The sequence below is a fragment of the Boseongicola aestuarii genome, from assembly GCF_900184815.1.
Lineage (GTDB): Bacteria > Pseudomonadota > Alphaproteobacteria > Rhodobacterales > Rhodobacteraceae > Boseongicola > Boseongicola aestuarii.
This window is the reverse complement of record NZ_FXXQ01000001.1, coordinates 376,811-392,507: the sequence shown is the minus strand read 5'-3', so window position 1 is coordinate 392,507 and position 15,697 is coordinate 376,811. Positions and strand designations below refer to the sequence as shown.

The window sequence follows — 15,697 nt, the reverse complement described above, 5'->3', positions numbered from 1 at the left end:
GTCGCGCATGGTCCCTGCGTCACAAAAGCATCACACAAAGCGGGATCGTTTCGATTCGTACCAGATGTTGAGGTAGTTGCCGGCGAAAATCAGGGCGGCTCCGAGAAAGACGAGGGGATCGAGTGCCTCGCCATAAAAAACCATGCCGACGACGGCGATGGCGGGCAGGCGGATGAAATCCATCGGCGTGACCACCGTGGCGGGCGCGACGGAGAGCGCGTTGGTCAGGCAGGTGTGCGCCAGAAGGCCCGCGATGGCGATCATTCCGACCCAGGGCCAGGTTTCGGCGGAGGGCCACACGACGTCTCCATCATAGCCTGCGGCGATAATGCCGAACACGGCCTGCATGGCAGTGAGCCAGAACAGGATGCCGAGGATGGTTTCTGTGCGCGTGAGCATCTTGGTGCAAACGATCGAGCCCGCAAAGCCGACCGCGGCAAGAGCGGCGATCATGAGGCCCGTGGGGTCTCCGCCTGCGCCCGGGCGCGCGACGATCAGCGCGCCGGCAAAGCCAAACGCCAGCGCGAAGAGGCGGGGTCGGGTGAGGCGTTCGCCCAAAAGGAAGGTGGCCAGGATCATAATCCAGATCGGCGAAGTGAATTCGAGCGCAAAGACCTGTGCCAGAGAGATCACTCCAAGCGCGTAGAACCATAGGTTCTGGCCAGCAAAATGCGACAGGTTGCGTATCAGGTGGAGGCCGAGGCGGTCGGTGCGGACTTCGCGGATCTTGCCGGTGGAAAACCCGATTGCAAGCACGATGGCGAGGCCGATGAACGACCGGTACATCATCATCTCGAAGGTATCGAGTTCGTGGTTTATGGCCCGGCCTGCGACGGCCATGGACGAAAAGCTGAAGATGGCCCCTGTCATCCAGGCCGCGGCCAGCAAAGGCCGCGACCCTTCGGTCATTCGAGGTACTTGATGTAGTCTTCGCGTGGCACGTTACCGGCCTGAGCGGCACTTGCGGCGGCGGCGCGCAGGATGTTCAGCGGCCATTTCACACTTTCCCAGAGCAAGCTCGGCGTGATTTGCAGGCCGGCGTCGGGGTCGGCTGCGACGTTGGTGATATCGCTGAAGCCTGCCCACCGGAACGAGGCGTTGGCGCGGGGAAGGTGGTATCGATGGGTTACCAGAAGGATCGGTGCGGCTTTGTTGATGTCTTCGATGTCTGCGATGAAGAGCGCGTTTTGCAGTGTGGAAAGCGCATTGCTTTCGACGGTGATCGCGCTTTCGGGAACACCTGCCGCGATGGCGGCGGCTTTCATGGTTTCGGCCACGGCTTCGCCCGTCGACGAGCCGCCGGACACGACGAGGCGTGGCGCGAGCCCCGCATCATAGAGCGCCACAGCGCGGTCCATCCGTAACTGCGTTTCGCCCAACAGGCTGCCATCCTGCCCTGCGTTGCCGGAGATGACGACGATCGCTTCGGCTTCGGGGAGATCCTCTTTTGCTTCGTACATGGCGACGTAAAGACCTGTTCCGATCAATGCGCACCAGATCGACAAAACGGCGATCGCAAATATCCAGCGAATGAGTGTCATGATTATACCTGTTTGTTTTCACCCGAATAATGGCCGTTCCTGTGCCATTTGGGAAGTGTTAACTGATGCACGCTTATTGCCCAAGCTCGCGGCCAAATTCGGGTTAAAGCGGACCGATACTGTGGCGAAAAGGCGGGTAATGTGGCGCAAGTTGCTAAATTGTTTCGCTTAACGGAAAATTTGCTGCGTTTTATTTTCCGCCAAATCGAAGCAAGGACGTCGCCATATTTGATTTTGGGCAATATTTTTTGCGCTCTTTACGCTTGCCTTATTTATTCGGCCCTTTGGCCAAAAAGTCCTCTTGGTCCGCATTGGAATGATCTGAATGGGCTGCGACGACTTCAATACGCCCCATTTTTCGTCACTGATTGTCGTTTGAGCAAGTGCTGAGCTTGTCCAAGATCTTCTCATCAGACACTGCGATCGCTCCTGACTCCGCCCATTCACGTCGTGTCTGGAATGTCGCTGCGGCCCAACGCATCTCTCTGACGATCTGAACCAATCGCAGTGTGCAACAGCAAGACGGGTTCAGAGGCTTCGTCGCGATCTGGAAATATTTATCTAAGCTTCAGAAAGTCAGAACGCGCAGATTATTCCATTTCAATCGTGCCCGGAGGCTTGGAAGTGACGTCGTAAAAGACGCGGTTGATGCCCGGGACTTCATTGATGATGCGGGTAACGGTTTCGCCTATGAAGTCATGATCGAAGGGGTAATAATCCGCCGTCATACCATCGACGGAGGTCACTGCGCGCAGGGCGCAGGCGTAATCGTAGGTGCGCCCGTCGCCCATCACGCCGACGGTGCGCACCGGTAGAATGGCGGCGAAGGCTTGCCAGATTTCATCGTAAAGACCGTGTTTGCGGATCTGGTCGATGTAGACGGCATCGGCGCGGCGCAGGATTTCGAGTTTTTCGCGGGTGATCTCGCCGGGGCAGCGGATGGCGAGGCCTGGCCCCGGAAAGGGGTGACGGCCGATGAAGCTGGCGGGCAGGCCCAGTTCGCGGCCCAGCGCCCGCACTTCGTCTTTGAAAAGTTCGCGCAGTGGTTCGACGAGTTTCAGGCCCATCTTCTCGGGCAGACCGCCGACGTTATGGTGGCTTTTGATCGTCACGGAAGGTCCGCCAGAGAAGCTGACGCTTTCGATGACATCCGGGTAGAGCGTGCCCTGGGCGAGGAATTCGGCGCCTTCGATCTGGTTGGCGTATTTCTGGAAGACGTCAATGAACAGGCGGCCGATGATCTTGCGTTTGGTTTCGGGGTCGGACTGACCGTCGAGTTCTCCGAGGAACAGCTCGCTTTCGTCTGCGTGGATCAGCGGGATGTTGTAGTTGTCGCGGAACATCTTGACGACTTCGTCGGCCTCGTTGAGGCGCAGCAGACCGTGGTCAACGAAAACGCAAGTGAGTTGGTCTCCGATGGCCTCGTGGATGAGGACGGCAGCTACGGAGGAATCGACGCCGCCCGAGAGGCCGCAGATGACCTTTTTGTCGCCCACGGTTTCGCGGATTTTGCGGATCGCTTCTTCGCGGTAGGCGCCCATCGTCCAGTCACCCGTGAAGCCCGCAAGACGGACGAAATTCTCGTAGAGTTTCGCACCTTTGGGTGTGTGGTGGACTTCGGGGTGGAATTGCACGGCGAAGAAGTTGCGACTTGGGTCGGCGGTAATGGCGAAGGGTGCGTTCGGCGAGGTGCCGTAGACTTCGAAGCCGGGTGCGAGTTCGGCGACGTGGTCGCCGTGGCTCATCCAGACCTGTTCGCGGCCTGTGTCGAACCAGCCGTCAAGAAGCGGGGTCTGGCTTGTCGGCATGACATAGGCGCGGCCGAATTCTGCTGTGCCGCCGCCGCCGGAGATTTTGCCCCCTTCGACGCGGCCGCCGAGCATCTGCATCATGACTTGCTGGCCATAGCAGATGCCAAGGACCGGCACACCGCGCGTGAAGACGCTGGCGGGTGGGCGGGGCGAGCCGTCATGGACAACGCTGGCCGGGCCGCCGGAGAGGATCACGGCTTTGGGCGCGAAGTCGTCGAGAAAGGCGTCCGTCACGGTCTGGAACGGATGGATTTCGCAATAGACGTTCAACTCGCGCAGGCGGCGCGCGATGAGCTGGGTCACCTGGCTGCCGAAGTCGATGATGAGGAGGCGGTCGTGGGCTTGATCTGTCATGGGCGTTGATTAGGCGGGAGGGGCGTTTTGTGCAAGGTGGTTTCGGGATCCGCGCGGCTTTGGGGGTGCGATCATGCCGGGCGCGCGGGTGGGGCGTCACGGGTCGGATTGTGGATATTTTTGAACAGAAGAAGGCGGTATGTCGTTTTCGCAATCGAGAGGGCGCAAACTGGCGCTGAGGGGCGCGGGGCTGGTGTATCAGAAGCTAACCTGAAGTTTGGAGCTTGAACATGTCAGAAGATGGTGGCCGGCGCAGAGCGCGTGGTGGTGGCGGAGCAGCCCGACGGGCGGAACGCACGGCGGTTCGGATCGAAGTTGCCAGATTTATCGAGCGCAACATTCCGAATTTCGAGGTTCTGAACGAGGAGGCTTTGCAGATCATCGAGGCCAATGCCGAGACGGTGCTGGAGGAGATTGGCGTCGCGTTTGTGGACAATCCGGCGGCATTGAAGCTTTGGAAGGACGCGGGCGCGGATGTGCAGGGCGAGCGGGTGCGTTTGCCCAAGGGACTGGCGCGCAAGCTGTGCGCCACCGCGCCGTCGTCTTATGTGCAGCACGCGAGGAACCCGGCACGCAATGTCGAGATCGGTGGGCGGACTCTGGTATTGGCGCCGGTCTATGGCCCGCCGTTCGTGCGCGATGCCGCGGGCGGACGGCGCTATGCGACGATCGCGGATTTCCAGAAGTTCGTGAAGCTGACGTATATGTCGAAGTGGTTGCATCATTCGGGTGGCACGGTGTGCGAGCCGACCGATGTGGCGGTAAACAAGCGGCATCTGGATATGCTGTTGGCCCACATGACGCTGTCGGACAAACCCTTCATGGGGTCGGTGACGGAGCCGCGCCGGGCGCAGGATTCGGTGGACATGTGCAAGATCCTGTTCGGAGCGGAGTTCGTCGCCGAGAACACGGTGATGACCTCGCTGATCAACATCAACTCTCCGCTGACGTTTGATTCGACGATGATGGGCGCGCTGGAAGTCTTTGCGGCCAACAATCAGGCGTCGATTATTTCGCCCTTTATCGTCGGGGGGGCGATGGCACCGGTCAGTGTCGCAGGCACCTTGACGCAGGTGACAGCCGAGATTCTGGCGGGCGTGGCCTATTCGCAGTTGGTGCGCCCTGGTGCTCCGGTGATTGCGGGGGCGTTCGTGACGTCGATCGACATGAATTCGGGCGCGCCGACGTTCGGCACGCCGGAGGCGGCGCATATCACTTATGGCATGGGGCAAATCGTGCGTCGGCTGGGTTTGCCGTATCGCTCGGCGGGGTCGTTTTGTGGCTCGAAGCTGCCGGATGCGCAAGCCGCGTATGAGACATCGAATTCGCTGAATGTCGGGTTGTTGTCTGGTGTGAATTTCATGCTTCATGCCGCGGGCTGGCTGGAGGGCGGGCTTGTGGCGAGTTTCGAGAAGTTCGTAATGGATGCCGATCAGCTTGGGACGTTGCATCATATTGCGCGTGGGGTCGATGTGACGGTAGGCGCGCAGGCAATGGATGCTTTGCGCGAGGTCGGACCGGGCGGTCATTTCCTTGGGTGCGCCCATACACAGGCGAATTTCAAAGAGGCCTTCTGGCGGACGGATTTGTTTGATTACAAGCCGTTCGAGACATGGGCCGAAGAAGGCGAGCGCGACACCGTCGCCCTGGCCGGCGCACGTGTCGAGAAGCTGTTGCGGGACTATCAGGCGCCGCCGATGGAGCCGGCGACGCGCGAGGCCCTGATGGCGTATGTAGACAACAAGAAAGCGTCGGAGCCCGACGCGTTCGGTTAAGGCGCGTCAGATGCCTTCTGGCGTGCGGTTGCGCTGAAGCATCAGCGCGGCTTCGCCCATCAGGGCTATGAGCACTTCGATATGGCGTGCGACCGAGTAGGCGATGTCACCGTTGGTGCGGGTTGCTTCGATCCGGGCTTCAGTCTGCATGAGGTCGTTCAAAACATCATCGGCGGAGGTCTGTGGCTGTGTCAGAACGCGGGCGAGGGTGCGCTCGCGGCTGTAGTTTGCCTGCCCGTGGCGGGCGGCTCGGATCAAAAGGCGCGGGCGGCGCAGTGTTGCGATGTGGGTCATTGGATCGGCCATAATGTGATTCCTTTGCTTCATCTGAAATCGGCATAATACAACCTACGCGTGTGTTGCCGTATTGACGGAAATACCGTTCGGCTGAGTTTACAGTTGTTTAGAATCGGCTGTTCAGGCGGTCCATATCGGTTTTGTTAACGATCTGGAAGCAATTGCAACTAAGGGTTGTTTCTTGTTAAGGTGGTCGGGCGTCTTGTTCCGGACGCTTCGTTTTCGAGAATCCGATGATTTGGAGGCTGTCATGCAACGTCTGAACGAGAGAGAAACACGGTCTGTGTCCCCGCATGGGTGCCACAGGAGGTGAGGCATTATCTCGCGCATACCGAGCAGGGTCAGTCGATCCGGTCACTGGCGCGGGAAGCGGGGTGTCATGCTTCGACCATCCTGCGGCAGGTGCGCCGGTATGAAACCCGCCGCGATGATTTTCTTGTAGACCGTGCGCTGACCCGATTGGGCGCGGCGCAGTCGACGGATCTTGCGGCCTTTTGTGATGTCGAGGACGAAGATACGATGACCTTATCTGTAGAGATCAATGAAGTTGTGATGCCCGATGAGGCTGAAATCCGCACTGAGGCGCCGCGCGTGCTGCGCCGTCTCAATGAGCCGGGGGCGTGTCTGGCAATTGCCGAGGACATGGAAAAGGCGGTGATCGTGCGCGAGGACGCCAGCGGTCAAACGTTGCGGACCGCGGTGATCGAACGGCCTTTGGCCGAGGCTTTGGCGTTGAAAGACTGGGTGGCGCTGCACAGCGACGGGCGGATCAAGCGATACCGCATTACGACGGCGGGCCGCCATGCGCTGAAGCGGTTTCTGGCAGAAGGCGAGGCTGCGCGCGCGGGGCTGACTGACGAGACGAACCCGTTCTCCGCGCAGCACGGCGAGCACGGCATGCGCATGGACCGCGACGCGCGCGGCAAGCGGCGTCGGGTGCGTTATAATGCGACCGAAGGCCCGCTTTTGTCGCTGGCCCGGCGTCGCGACAAGTCCGGCGAGCCGTTCCTGGCACCCGAACTGGTGGCGGCGGGCGAGCGGCTACGGGAGGATTTCGAACTGGCGCAGCTAGGGCCTCGGGTGGCGCAAAACTGGGACCGGTTCCTGACCGCCAGCGGCAAGCCCGATTTTGCGACGTCCGGCGGTGCGGCTGGAGGTTCGGAGGCTGCGCGTAAGCGTGTAGCGAATGCTTTGAGCGATCTGGGGCCGGGACTTGGCGATGTCGTCTTGCGTTGTTGCTGCTTTCTGGAGGGGATTGAGGCGACGGAACAGCGAATGGGATGGTCCGCGCGCTCGGGTAAGATCGTTTTGCGTATCGCATTGGTCCGGCTGAAGAAGCACTATAGCGAGGCGTCGGGGAACTGGTCGCCGCTGATTGGTTAAAGGGGACTTTGTTGCATGTGGCGCATAGCCGCCATGTGCGACCTTTCGAGAGTTGGACTTGGGCGTGCAGGGGCGTTACATCGGTGACAAGAGGAGCCGAGATGACCCAAAAAGATCTGAAAATTCCCGCGCTGCGCCATCCTGAGAAACAGCGCCGTCCCGATAGCGCTCAGCCCAAGAAGCCTGACTGGATCCGTGTGAAGGCTCCGGTCAGCGAAGGCTACAAACAGACGCGCGATATCATGCGCGAGCACAAGCTGGTGACGGTGTGTGAAGAGGCCGGGTGTCCGAACGTCGGTGAATGCTGGAGCCAGGGTCACGCGACCATGATGATCATGGGCGAGGTTTGCACGCGGGCCTGCACGTTCTGCAATATCGCGACCGGAAAGCCGCCCGAGGATCTTGATGTGTTCGAGCCGGGCCGGGTTGCGGATGCGGTGAAGAAGCTGGGGTTGAACCATGTGGTTGTGACCTCGGTGGACCGTGACGATGTCGAGGACGGCGGTGCTGAGCATTTCGCGCAGACGATCCGCGCGATTCGTCGTCAGAGCCCGTCGACCACGATCGAAATCCTGACGCCGGATTTCATCCGCTGCGATCCCGCGGTTCTTGAAGTGGTTGTTGCTGCGAAGCCGGACGTTTTTAACCACAACCTTGAAACGGTTCCTGGCCTTTACCCGGAAGTGCGGCCCGGTGCGCGATACTTCCATTCGCTGCGGCTTTTGCAGCGGGTGAAAGAGCTTGATCCGACGATGTTCACCAAGTCGGGCATCATGGTGGGTCTGGGTGAGGATAAGCAGGCGGTTCATGCGGTGATGGACGACATGCGCGCGGCCAACATCGATTTCCTGACGATCGGTCAGTATCTCCAGCCGACGCCCAAGCACCATGCGGTTGACCGTTTTGTGACGCCCGAGGAATTCGCAGCCTATGAAAAGGCGGCCTATGGCAAAGGATTCCTGATGGTATCGGCGACGCCTTTGACGCGGTCGTCCTATCACGCGGGCGATGATTTCGCGCGTCTGCGCGAGGCGCGGCTGAAAAAGCTCGGCGCTGTATAAAGGCTTATTGGGCTGGAGGCAGGGCTTTGACGTAGGCGGCGATTGCGGCGCGGTCTTCGGGTGCCAACAGTGACGTTCCTTCGATCACGGCGACCATCCCGCCGCCCGCGCTGTCGAAGTCTGGTGTGAAGCCGGTTTCGAGGTAATAGGCGATATCCGCTTCTGACCAATCAAGTTGTGCCGGGGTTATGCCCGGCACTTTGCCTTTGCCGCTGGGGTCCGGTGCGCCTGCCATCCATCGGTTATTTTGCAGACCGCCCAGCACTGTGCGGGGCGTGTGGCATTCGCCGCAGTGGCCGATGGCTTCGACAAGGTAACGGCCGCGTTCGGTGTCTCCGCCGGGTCCGACGAAAGCCGTGCGCAGATAAAGCGCCTTCCAGACGCCGACGGTGGCGCGCAGGTTGAAGGGGAAGGTCAGTCGGTGCGGTTCAGAGGGTCTGTCCGAGGCGGGCAGGGTGGCCATATAGGCCCAGAGGTTCGCGATGTCGGTGTCGCTCATGCGGGCGTAGGAGGCGTAGGGGAAGGCCGGGAAATAGTGCGTGCCGTTTAGCGAAGTGCCTTGGCGCAAGGCGTTGAAGAAGTCGGCTTGCGACCATGTGCCGATGCCGTGGTCTCTGCTGGATGAAATGTTGGGAGCCACGAAGGTGCCGAACCCAGTGGTGAATTCGCGACCGCCTGCCAGAACGGTTTTGTCGCCGCCGGGGGTGGCGTGGCAGGACGCGCAGGCCCCGAGGTGAAAAACCCATTCGCCGTCTTCGGCGCTGCCCGAGAGACTGGCGACCTGTGCGACGTCCACGCTGAGGGGGCGGGTGATCCAAAGGCCCGCCGCAAGGGCTGCGATGGTTCCAAAGGCGAAGATGATCAAAAGTCGTTTCATGCTCGCCACCCTAGCAGGGACCAAGACGCACTGTCATGCGCGCCTTGGGTCGAAAGGTCGGATTAGTTGTTTGAAACGCGATAGGCGCGGTGGCAGGCCGTGCAGGACGCGCCGACCGGACCGAGGGCCGAACCAACGGCTTCGGAGCCAGTGCCCGCAACCGCTGCAAGTGCCGCGACGGCTTCTACAAGTTCCCCGCCGATCTGACGGGCTTTTGAGTCGGCCTCGAACACAGCCGGAAGCAGGCGGGTTTCATCACCAAGTTCGGCGTTGGTTGTGCCCGGAACCCAGTAGCCGGCCTGGCTCAGGGTTGTCAGCGCGACCAGGTTGTCGGCAGCGGCCTGAGCTGCGGCCGCGTCATAGTCGACGTTGCCACGTGCCATGTTGCCGAGAATGTTAAGGTTGTGCTGATAGAGATTCATGTGCGCCTGACGGGCCTTGACGGCCGGATTACCTTCGTGACCACCTGCCACAACGGATGTGGCCGTTGCGACGATGGCTGAGAGAGTGAGAACGAGAAACAGCTTCATTGAAATCTCCGTACGGTAAGGGTGCGACAAAATGGTAGCGCGCTGCGACAAAATGGCAAAGCCGGTAAAAGTGCGGAAGGCTTGCGCATTGGCGCACAGTGAGTTCGCTGGATGCCTTGTTCAGAGGTAGTTGACCGGGGCGCGGGGCTAGAATTCGAAACCGACCGACAAACCGAAGGCCGGATCATCGCTTGTGAAGCCATCGACGCCGCCGCGAATGAAGGCCCCGCCGACAGTTGCAATCGACGCCCCGAGGCCGAAGCGGGTGTCGGTGGTATCTGAGGCGTCAAGCGTGTCGCGAAGGCCCGACACCCCAAGCGAGACGCTGGATGTGAGGGCAAGCCCGAGGTATACTTGGCTGAGGGTGCGACCTTGGTCTTCGTTGCTGCGCAGGACATCGACGCCGGCGGTGGTAATGCCGCGGGTCATTTCGGTTCCAAGCCGGAATCGTTGTTCATCCCCGTCCGATTCCGCACCGCCATAGACCGCGATCTTGTCGATCACCGGAACCCTGTCCACGTCATACCGCCCCGCAAACCCAAGCACCGAGATGTTAGATTGTTCAATACTGTGCAACGAAGTACCGAAACTGACCGGGCCGGATTTCGCGGAAACCCGCAGTCCGGCTCCGAGCCTTTCGTCAAGCGCGGCTTCGGCGGCAAGCGGGCGCAGCGTTTGCGGAACGCCGGGCGCACCATCGGGCAGGGGGCCATTGTCGAGGATCGAGCGCGGCCTGCCGATGCCCACCTCGCCGAAGCTGGCGTCAAACCCGGCACTTGCATAGGTCGCCCGGCGATCATCGTTGGCACTGAGGCCAAGCTTGACGCGCGGCTCGACCGCAGCGCCGCCGAAGCGAAAGCTGGTTTCGGGCGCATCCGTTGCAAGACGGCTGACGGACGCGAAATCGAGGCTGATGGATGCATCATCGATCACGAGGGATTGCTCTTCAGCGTGGCCAGAGCCAGCAACGCAAATCAAAATGAAGGCAGCAAGAGGGTATCGCACTTAAGCGTCCTTGATCGATAGCGCGCCCCCGAGGACAGACCTTAAGGTGAGTCGCTTTGCGAGGTCAGACCTATCGCCGGAGATTCCGCGAACGTCGTTAATATTGTGTCAAATGCGCCGCAAAAAGGGGCGACTTCTTGCCTAATTGAAGCGAACTTTGCCGATATACGGCAGGTTCCGGTTTCGCTGCGCGTAGTCGATACCGTAGCCGACGACGAATTCGTCCGGGATTTCGAAACCCGTCCAGGTTGCGCGAATGTTGGTTTCGCGGCGCGAGGGCTTGTCGAGCAACGCGATGGTTTCGAGCCGTTTGGGTTCGCGCGATGACAAAAGCTGGATGACGTGGCTGAGCGTGAAGCCTGTGTCGACGATGTCTTCCACCACCAGAACGTCGCGGCCACCGATTTCGCCGCGCAGGTCCTTGAGGATACGCACTTCGCGGCTGCTTTCCATGGCGTCGCCGTAGGACGAGGCTTCGAGAAAATCGACTTCGACGTTGAGGTCCAGTTCGCGCACGAGGTCGGCGATAAAGACGAACGAGCCGCGCAGCAGTCCGACGACGACGAGCTTGTCGGTGTCGGCGAAAGTGGTTGAGATCTCGGCGGCAAGGGCTTCGATCCGTGCTGCGATTGACTTGGCAGAGATCATTTCATCGATCACATAGGCTTGCGTCACCTTGGCATCCCCTCTTGACTGTCGCTACCGTCTCTACACTTAAGGGGCGGGCGTAAGCCAGCCCGAAGCCCGATGACGACAAGAATAAAAGAATAACGCTATGCCAACTCACGACGAAACCCGCCGCCTGCCGTATTCGGCGCAACAGATGTACGACCTGGTGGCGGATGTCGCGCGCTATCCCGAGTTTCTGCCCTGGACGGCGGCGGCCCGGATCCGGTCGGTGGAGGATCAGGGCGACAAGCGCGTGATGCTGGCGGACCTGGTGATTTCATTCAAGGTCTTCCGCGAGCGGTTTGGCAGTCGGGTGGTGCTTTGGCCGGAGGCGCGCGAAATTGAGACCGAGTATCTAGACGGGCCGTTTGAATACATGATCTCGAATTGGTCGTTCAGCGATGCAGAAGGCGGATGCGACGTGCATTTCCACGTGGATTTTGCATTTCGCAGCAAGATTCTGCAGTCCACGGCGACGTTCTTTTTCAACGATGCGATGCAGCGGATCGTGCGGGCGTTCGAGCGGCGTGCTCAGGAGCTTTACGGCTAGACTTGGGGCTTATGTGCCCATTCAGCTCCGATGCTCGGCCGACGTCTGGTGATAATCCGTTTGTCGCAGGTTTTTCGGGTTCGACCTTTTGCGAGGTCGCCCATGCAGCATTTGATGCAATGACGTTTGAGATGAAATCCAGATTTGCCCCGAGGCGGACAAGGTTCTGAGGTTTGAACGAAAAAAAGGGCGGCTTGCAGAGCCGCCCTTTTGGTTCTTGATGGATTTGCCTTACGAGGACATGTCGTAGGCGCGTTCGCCGTGCTGGGCGAGGTCGAGGCCGGTGGTTTCGGTTTCTTCATCGACGCGCAGGGCGAAGATGGATTTGACCACGAAGACGAGGGCGACTGTCACGACGACAGTGAAGACACCGACGATGGCGATGCTGCCGAGTTGGGCCGCAAAGGTGCCTTGGCCGAAGACGGCGATCATGATCGTGCCGAAGATACCGCCGACGCCGTGGACGGCGAAGACATCAAGCGTGTCGTCGATCTTCAAGAGGTTGCGGATGACCTTGACGGCTTCCTGGCAGAGGATGCCGGCGACTGCGCCGATCAGGAGGGCTTCGACCGGGCCGACAAAGCCGCTGGCCGGTGTGATCGAAGCGAGGCCCGCGATGGTGCCGGTGACGAGGCCCACGAGCGAGGATTTACCATATTTGATCCGTTCCCAGAGCGCCCAGGAGAGGGAGGCCGTGGCGGCCGAGATGTGAGTAACGGTCAGAGCCATCGCGGCGCCACCGTCGGCGGCGAGTTGGGAGCCGCCGTTGAATCCGAACCAGCCTACCCAGAGCATAGCCGCGCCAATCATCACGTAGCCGGGGTTATGGGGTGGTGTCTTCTGGTTGCGGCGTGCGCCAAGCATGACGGCGATGACGAGGGCTGCGAGGCCAGCGGTTTCGTGGACAACGATGCCGCCTGCGAAATCACGCGCGCCGGTTTCACCGAAGATGCCGCCATCCGCGAGGATCCCGCCACCCCAGATCCAGTGGACGACAGGCGCGTAGCACAAGAGCATCCAAAGGGTCGAGAAGGTCAGCACGAAAGCAAAGTTCGCGCGTTCGACGTAGGCTCCGACAATGAGGGCCGGGGTGATGATGGCGAAGGTCATCTGGAAGGCGAAGAACAGCACTTCGGGGAGTGTTCCGGACAGGCTGTCGGCGGTGACGCCAGAGAGGAACATCTTGTCGAGGCCACCCCAGAGGCCGCTGCCGCCTGAGCCGAAGGCGATCGAATAGCCGAACGCGAGCCATGCGACGGACATCGCGCAGGCTATGGCATAGCAGTGCATGAAGACGCTGAGAACGTTTCTGGCCCGTACAAGGCCGCCGTAAAACAGGGCAAGGCCCGGCAGTGTCATGAACAGCACAAGTGCTGTGGCGACGATGATCCAGGCGGTGTCTGCGCCATTCATGGTGTGTCCCTCCGATTTGGTTTTCGTCAGGAACCGTGTGGTGGATGCGAGGAAAAGCGGCAACTGGCATTTGGGCGGCTTATTTCTTGTGCGAAACGCAAATCGGCGCGAAGTTGTGCGTATTTCGGAGCGGTGTGATTAAAAAGTAGGCGCGTTATGAAAGCGCGTTGGCGATCAATGAAAGCGCGTGTGCCACGGTGGCGCGACGGACGTCCGCGCGGCCTATAGCGCCGAATTCCAGGGTTTGCGTGAGGGTGTCGTGACCGTTCTGCGCCAGTCCGAAACAGACACGACCTTCGGGTTTATGTTCGGAAGCGCCGGGGCCGGCGATGCCGGTGACGGACACGGCAATGCTGGCCGCGGATCGCTTGAGGGCACCGTTTGCCATGGCGCGGGCGACCTCTTCGCTGACGGCTCCGAAGGTTTCGATAGTGGAGGGGGCGACGCCGAGCATGTCGGATTTGGCTGCGTTGGAATAGGTGACGAAGCCCCGGTCGAAGACGTCCGAAGATCCGGGAATGTCGGTAATCGCGCCCGCGATCAGGCCGCCGGTGCAGCTTTCGGCGGTGGCGATCATCGCACCTTTTTTGCGGGCGAGGTCGATAAGCTCGGCGGGGGTCATTGCTGGTCCGGTATTTCGCCGATGATACCGCTGTGGGCGAGGGCGGCCAGAGCGATGACGACCATTGCGGAGAAGACCCCTGCAAGGACGTCATCAAGCATCACGCCGGTGGCGTCTCCGCGCGCATCAACTTTGCCGATGATCCAGGGTTTCCAAATATCGAAGAGGCGGAAAAAGGCGAAGGCGGCGATGATGCCGGGCCAGAGCAGCAGCGGGTTGACGCCGGCGCTGTAAGCACCGAAGGCAATAGGAAGAAGCGCGATCCACTGGCCGACGACTTCGTCGATGACCACCCACGAGGGGTCGTGGTCGTCGGTATCTTTGAGTTCGACATTGAGGGCATAGATACCCAAGGCATAGAGGATCGCCGCTCCGATCAGGATCGCGAAGGGGCCTGCAGCCACATAGACCACCCAAGCAGCGGGCAGGGCAGCGAGTGATCCCCATGTGCCGGGAGCGGGGCGGATGTAGCCTGACCCGAGAAAGCTGAGAATAAGGCGGTTCATTGGGCAATCAGGGTGACGGTGGCCATGCAGGCGATCCCTTCTCCGCGTCCGGTGAAGCCGAGTTTCTCGGACGTTGTGGCTTTGACGCTGACGCGGGCTGCGTCGGTTCTGGTGATGCGGGCGACCTCTGATTGCATGGCGACGGCGTGGGGGCCGATCTTTGGGAATTCGCAGATCAGCGTGCAGTCGATGTTGGATATCCTGAAGCCGCGGGAGGCGGAGAGGTCGGCGGCATGGGCGAGAAAGATCTCGGAGGCCGCGCCCTTCCATTTCGGGTCGCTTGGCGGGAAGTGGCGGCCGATGTCGCCTTCGCTGAGCGCGCCATAGATCGCGTCGGTGATGGTGTGCAGGCCGACATCCGCGTCCGAATGGCCTTGCAGGCCGCGGGTGTGGGGGATTTGAACTCCGCAGAGGACCACGTGATCTCCGGGGCCGAAGCGGTGGACGTCAAATCCGTTGCCGACGCGAATATCCGTCAACTGACGCTCCTTCAGAATGCGTTCCGCCCGGATGAAGTCCTCGGGCGTGGTGATCTTGATGTTGTCGGGGTGGCCGGGACCGATCCTGACGGCCATTCCTGCGGCGCGTGCGACTTCTACATCATCGAGTGCTGCCCCCTCGTATGCGCGGTGCGCGTTCAGAATGGCGAAAAAGCGAAACGCTTGAGGAGTTTGTGCGCGGTACAGATTTGCGCGATCGACCGTGGCGTTTACCTGGCGAAACCCATGGCCTTCGGAAGACCAGAGGGCGTCGCTGATTGCCAGACCGGGCGCGACGGCGTCGAATTGTTCGACCATCCGCGTCATGTCCGTGATGATGCGATCCGGCACGCAAGCGCGCGCGCCGTCGTGGATCAAGACGACATCAGGTGCTTTGTCGACCAGCGCCTCAAGCCCAGCACGCACCGATGCGGAGCGGCTGTCGCCGCCTGCCACGACCGTCACATCGTCGTATCCGAGCCTGTCGCATTCGTCGGGGTGCAGCACGACCACGATGTCCCCAATATGGGGAGAGGCGCGGAACGCGGCGAGCGTCCAGTCGATGACGCGTCGACCGGCAAGTGGTTGCCATTGCTTGGCAATATCGCCGCCAGCGCGGGTGCCGCGCCCTGCTGCAACAATTACGGCCGCCGCCAGATTTTCGTGCGCATCGCTCATGTGCCACGTCTAGGCAATGCCGATGTAAGTGACAATGCTCACATTTATCGAGATTTCTGATTAAAATTTAGGCATATGCTGTATGTAGAGGCTTTTATTGCGCAGTAAGTTTGAGGTTACGCCTCAAAGAGCCTAAGTACGCTGGC

General features: G+C 60.5%; 16 protein-coding genes. 4 read left to right on the top strand and 12 right to left on the bottom strand.

Annotated elements, in window-relative coordinates; translation table 11 throughout:
* Nucleotides 1-30: 30 nt before the first annotated feature.
* From BOA8489_RS01900 to guaA, 3 genes are all read right to left on the bottom strand, one after another.
* Nucleotides 31-909, bottom strand: coding sequence for a DMT family transporter (locus BOA8489_RS01900; protein ID WP_093972270.1), 879 nt, complete (start codon nucleotides 907-909; stop codon nucleotides 31-33).
* On the bottom strand, nucleotides 906-1,541 hold the full coding sequence (locus BOA8489_RS01895) for a YdcF family protein (protein WP_093972269.1): 636 nt from the start codon (nucleotides 1,539-1,541) through the stop codon (nucleotides 906-908). The genes BOA8489_RS01900 and BOA8489_RS01895 overlap by 4 nt, the downstream gene beginning before the upstream one ends.
* 590 nt (nucleotides 1,542-2,131) lie before the next feature.
* Nucleotides 2,132-3,706 (bottom strand): glutamine-hydrolyzing GMP synthase, encoded by a 1,575-nt coding sequence (guaA, locus tag BOA8489_RS01890; protein WP_093972268.1) that lies wholly within the window; start codon nucleotides 3,704-3,706, stop codon nucleotides 2,132-2,134.
* 230 nt (nucleotides 3,707-3,936) lie between these two features.
* Between guaA and BOA8489_RS01885 the strand changes: the two genes are divergently transcribed.
* Nucleotides 3,937-5,481, top strand: a complete 1,545-nt coding sequence (locus tag BOA8489_RS01885) for a trimethylamine methyltransferase family protein (protein WP_093972267.1) — start codon at nucleotides 3,937-3,939, stop codon at nucleotides 5,479-5,481.
* A 6-nt stretch (nucleotides 5,482-5,487) separates the two neighbouring features.
* On the opposite strand, the gene BOA8489_RS01880 is transcribed toward BOA8489_RS01885, so the two are convergent.
* Complete coding sequence (locus tag BOA8489_RS01880) at nucleotides 5,488-5,787, bottom strand: DUF6477 family protein (protein ID WP_093972266.1); 300 nt, start codon at nucleotides 5,785-5,787, stop codon at nucleotides 5,488-5,490.
* Nucleotides 5,788-6,087: 300 nt separating this feature from the next.
* On the opposite strand from BOA8489_RS01880, the gene BOA8489_RS01875 reads away from it, so the two are divergent.
* Nucleotides 6,088-7,161 (top strand): DUF6456 domain-containing protein, encoded by a 1,074-nt coding sequence (locus tag BOA8489_RS01875; RefSeq protein ID WP_306345739.1) that lies wholly within the window; start codon nucleotides 6,088-6,090, stop codon nucleotides 7,159-7,161.
* 101 nt (nucleotides 7,162-7,262) lie between these two features.
* Entirely contained in the window at nucleotides 7,263-8,222 is a 960-nt protein-coding gene (lipA, locus tag BOA8489_RS01870; RefSeq protein WP_093972264.1) for a lipoyl synthase, read from the top strand.
* 4 nt (nucleotides 8,223-8,226) lie between these two features.
* Here the strand turns inward: lipA and BOA8489_RS01865 are convergent, their stop codons facing one another.
* From BOA8489_RS01865 to hpt, 4 genes are all read right to left on the bottom strand, one after another.
* Nucleotides 8,227-9,099, bottom strand: coding sequence for a c-type cytochrome (locus BOA8489_RS01865; RefSeq protein ID WP_093972263.1), 873 nt, complete (start codon nucleotides 9,097-9,099; stop codon nucleotides 8,227-8,229).
* Nucleotides 9,100-9,161: 62 nt separating this feature from the next.
* Nucleotides 9,162-9,629 (bottom strand): c-type cytochrome, encoded by a 468-nt coding sequence (locus BOA8489_RS01860; RefSeq protein WP_093972262.1) that lies wholly within the window; start codon nucleotides 9,627-9,629, stop codon nucleotides 9,162-9,164.
* Between the two features lie 147 nt (nucleotides 9,630-9,776).
* A complete protein-coding gene (locus BOA8489_RS01855; RefSeq protein ID WP_141138210.1) occupies nucleotides 9,777-10,634 on the bottom strand; it encodes a hypothetical protein in 858 nt (285 codons plus the stop codon).
* A 141-nt stretch (nucleotides 10,635-10,775) separates the two neighbouring features.
* On the bottom strand, nucleotides 10,776-11,282 hold the full coding sequence (gene hpt, locus BOA8489_RS01850; protein ID WP_093972492.1) for a hypoxanthine phosphoribosyltransferase: 507 nt from the start codon (nucleotides 11,280-11,282) through the stop codon (nucleotides 10,776-10,778).
* 127 nt (nucleotides 11,283-11,409) lie between these two features.
* Between hpt and BOA8489_RS01845 the strand changes: the two genes are divergently transcribed.
* Nucleotides 11,410-11,853: a type II toxin-antitoxin system RatA family toxin gene (locus BOA8489_RS01845; RefSeq protein WP_093972260.1), complete on the top strand. Its 444-nt coding sequence runs from the start codon at nucleotides 11,410-11,412 to the stop codon at nucleotides 11,851-11,853.
* Nucleotides 11,854-12,084: 231 nt separating this feature from the next.
* Here the strand turns inward: BOA8489_RS01845 and BOA8489_RS01840 are convergent, their stop codons facing one another.
* From BOA8489_RS01840 to BOA8489_RS01825, 4 genes are all read right to left on the bottom strand, one after another.
* The gene (locus tag BOA8489_RS01840) at nucleotides 12,085-13,266 is read right to left on the bottom strand and encodes an ammonium transporter (protein ID WP_093972259.1); all 1,182 of its coding nucleotides are present in this window, start codon (nucleotides 13,264-13,266) and stop codon (nucleotides 12,085-12,087) included.
* Nucleotides 13,267-13,420: 154 nt separating this feature from the next.
* Entirely contained in the window at nucleotides 13,421-13,888 is a 468-nt protein-coding gene (locus BOA8489_RS01835; RefSeq protein ID WP_093972258.1) for a CinA family protein, read from the bottom strand.
* Nucleotides 13,885-14,394 (bottom strand): phosphatidylglycerophosphatase A family protein, encoded by a 510-nt coding sequence (locus tag BOA8489_RS01830; RefSeq protein WP_093972257.1) that lies wholly within the window; start codon nucleotides 14,392-14,394, stop codon nucleotides 13,885-13,887. The genes BOA8489_RS01835 and BOA8489_RS01830 overlap by 4 nt, the downstream gene beginning before the upstream one ends.
* Nucleotides 14,391-15,551, bottom strand: a complete 1,161-nt coding sequence (locus BOA8489_RS01825; protein ID WP_093972256.1) for a bifunctional 2-C-methyl-D-erythritol 4-phosphate cytidylyltransferase/2-C-methyl-D-erythritol 2,4-cyclodiphosphate synthase — start codon at nucleotides 15,549-15,551, stop codon at nucleotides 14,391-14,393. Before BOA8489_RS01825 ends, BOA8489_RS01830 begins: the two co-directional genes overlap by 4 nt.
* Nucleotides 15,552-15,697 lie beyond the last annotated feature (146 nt).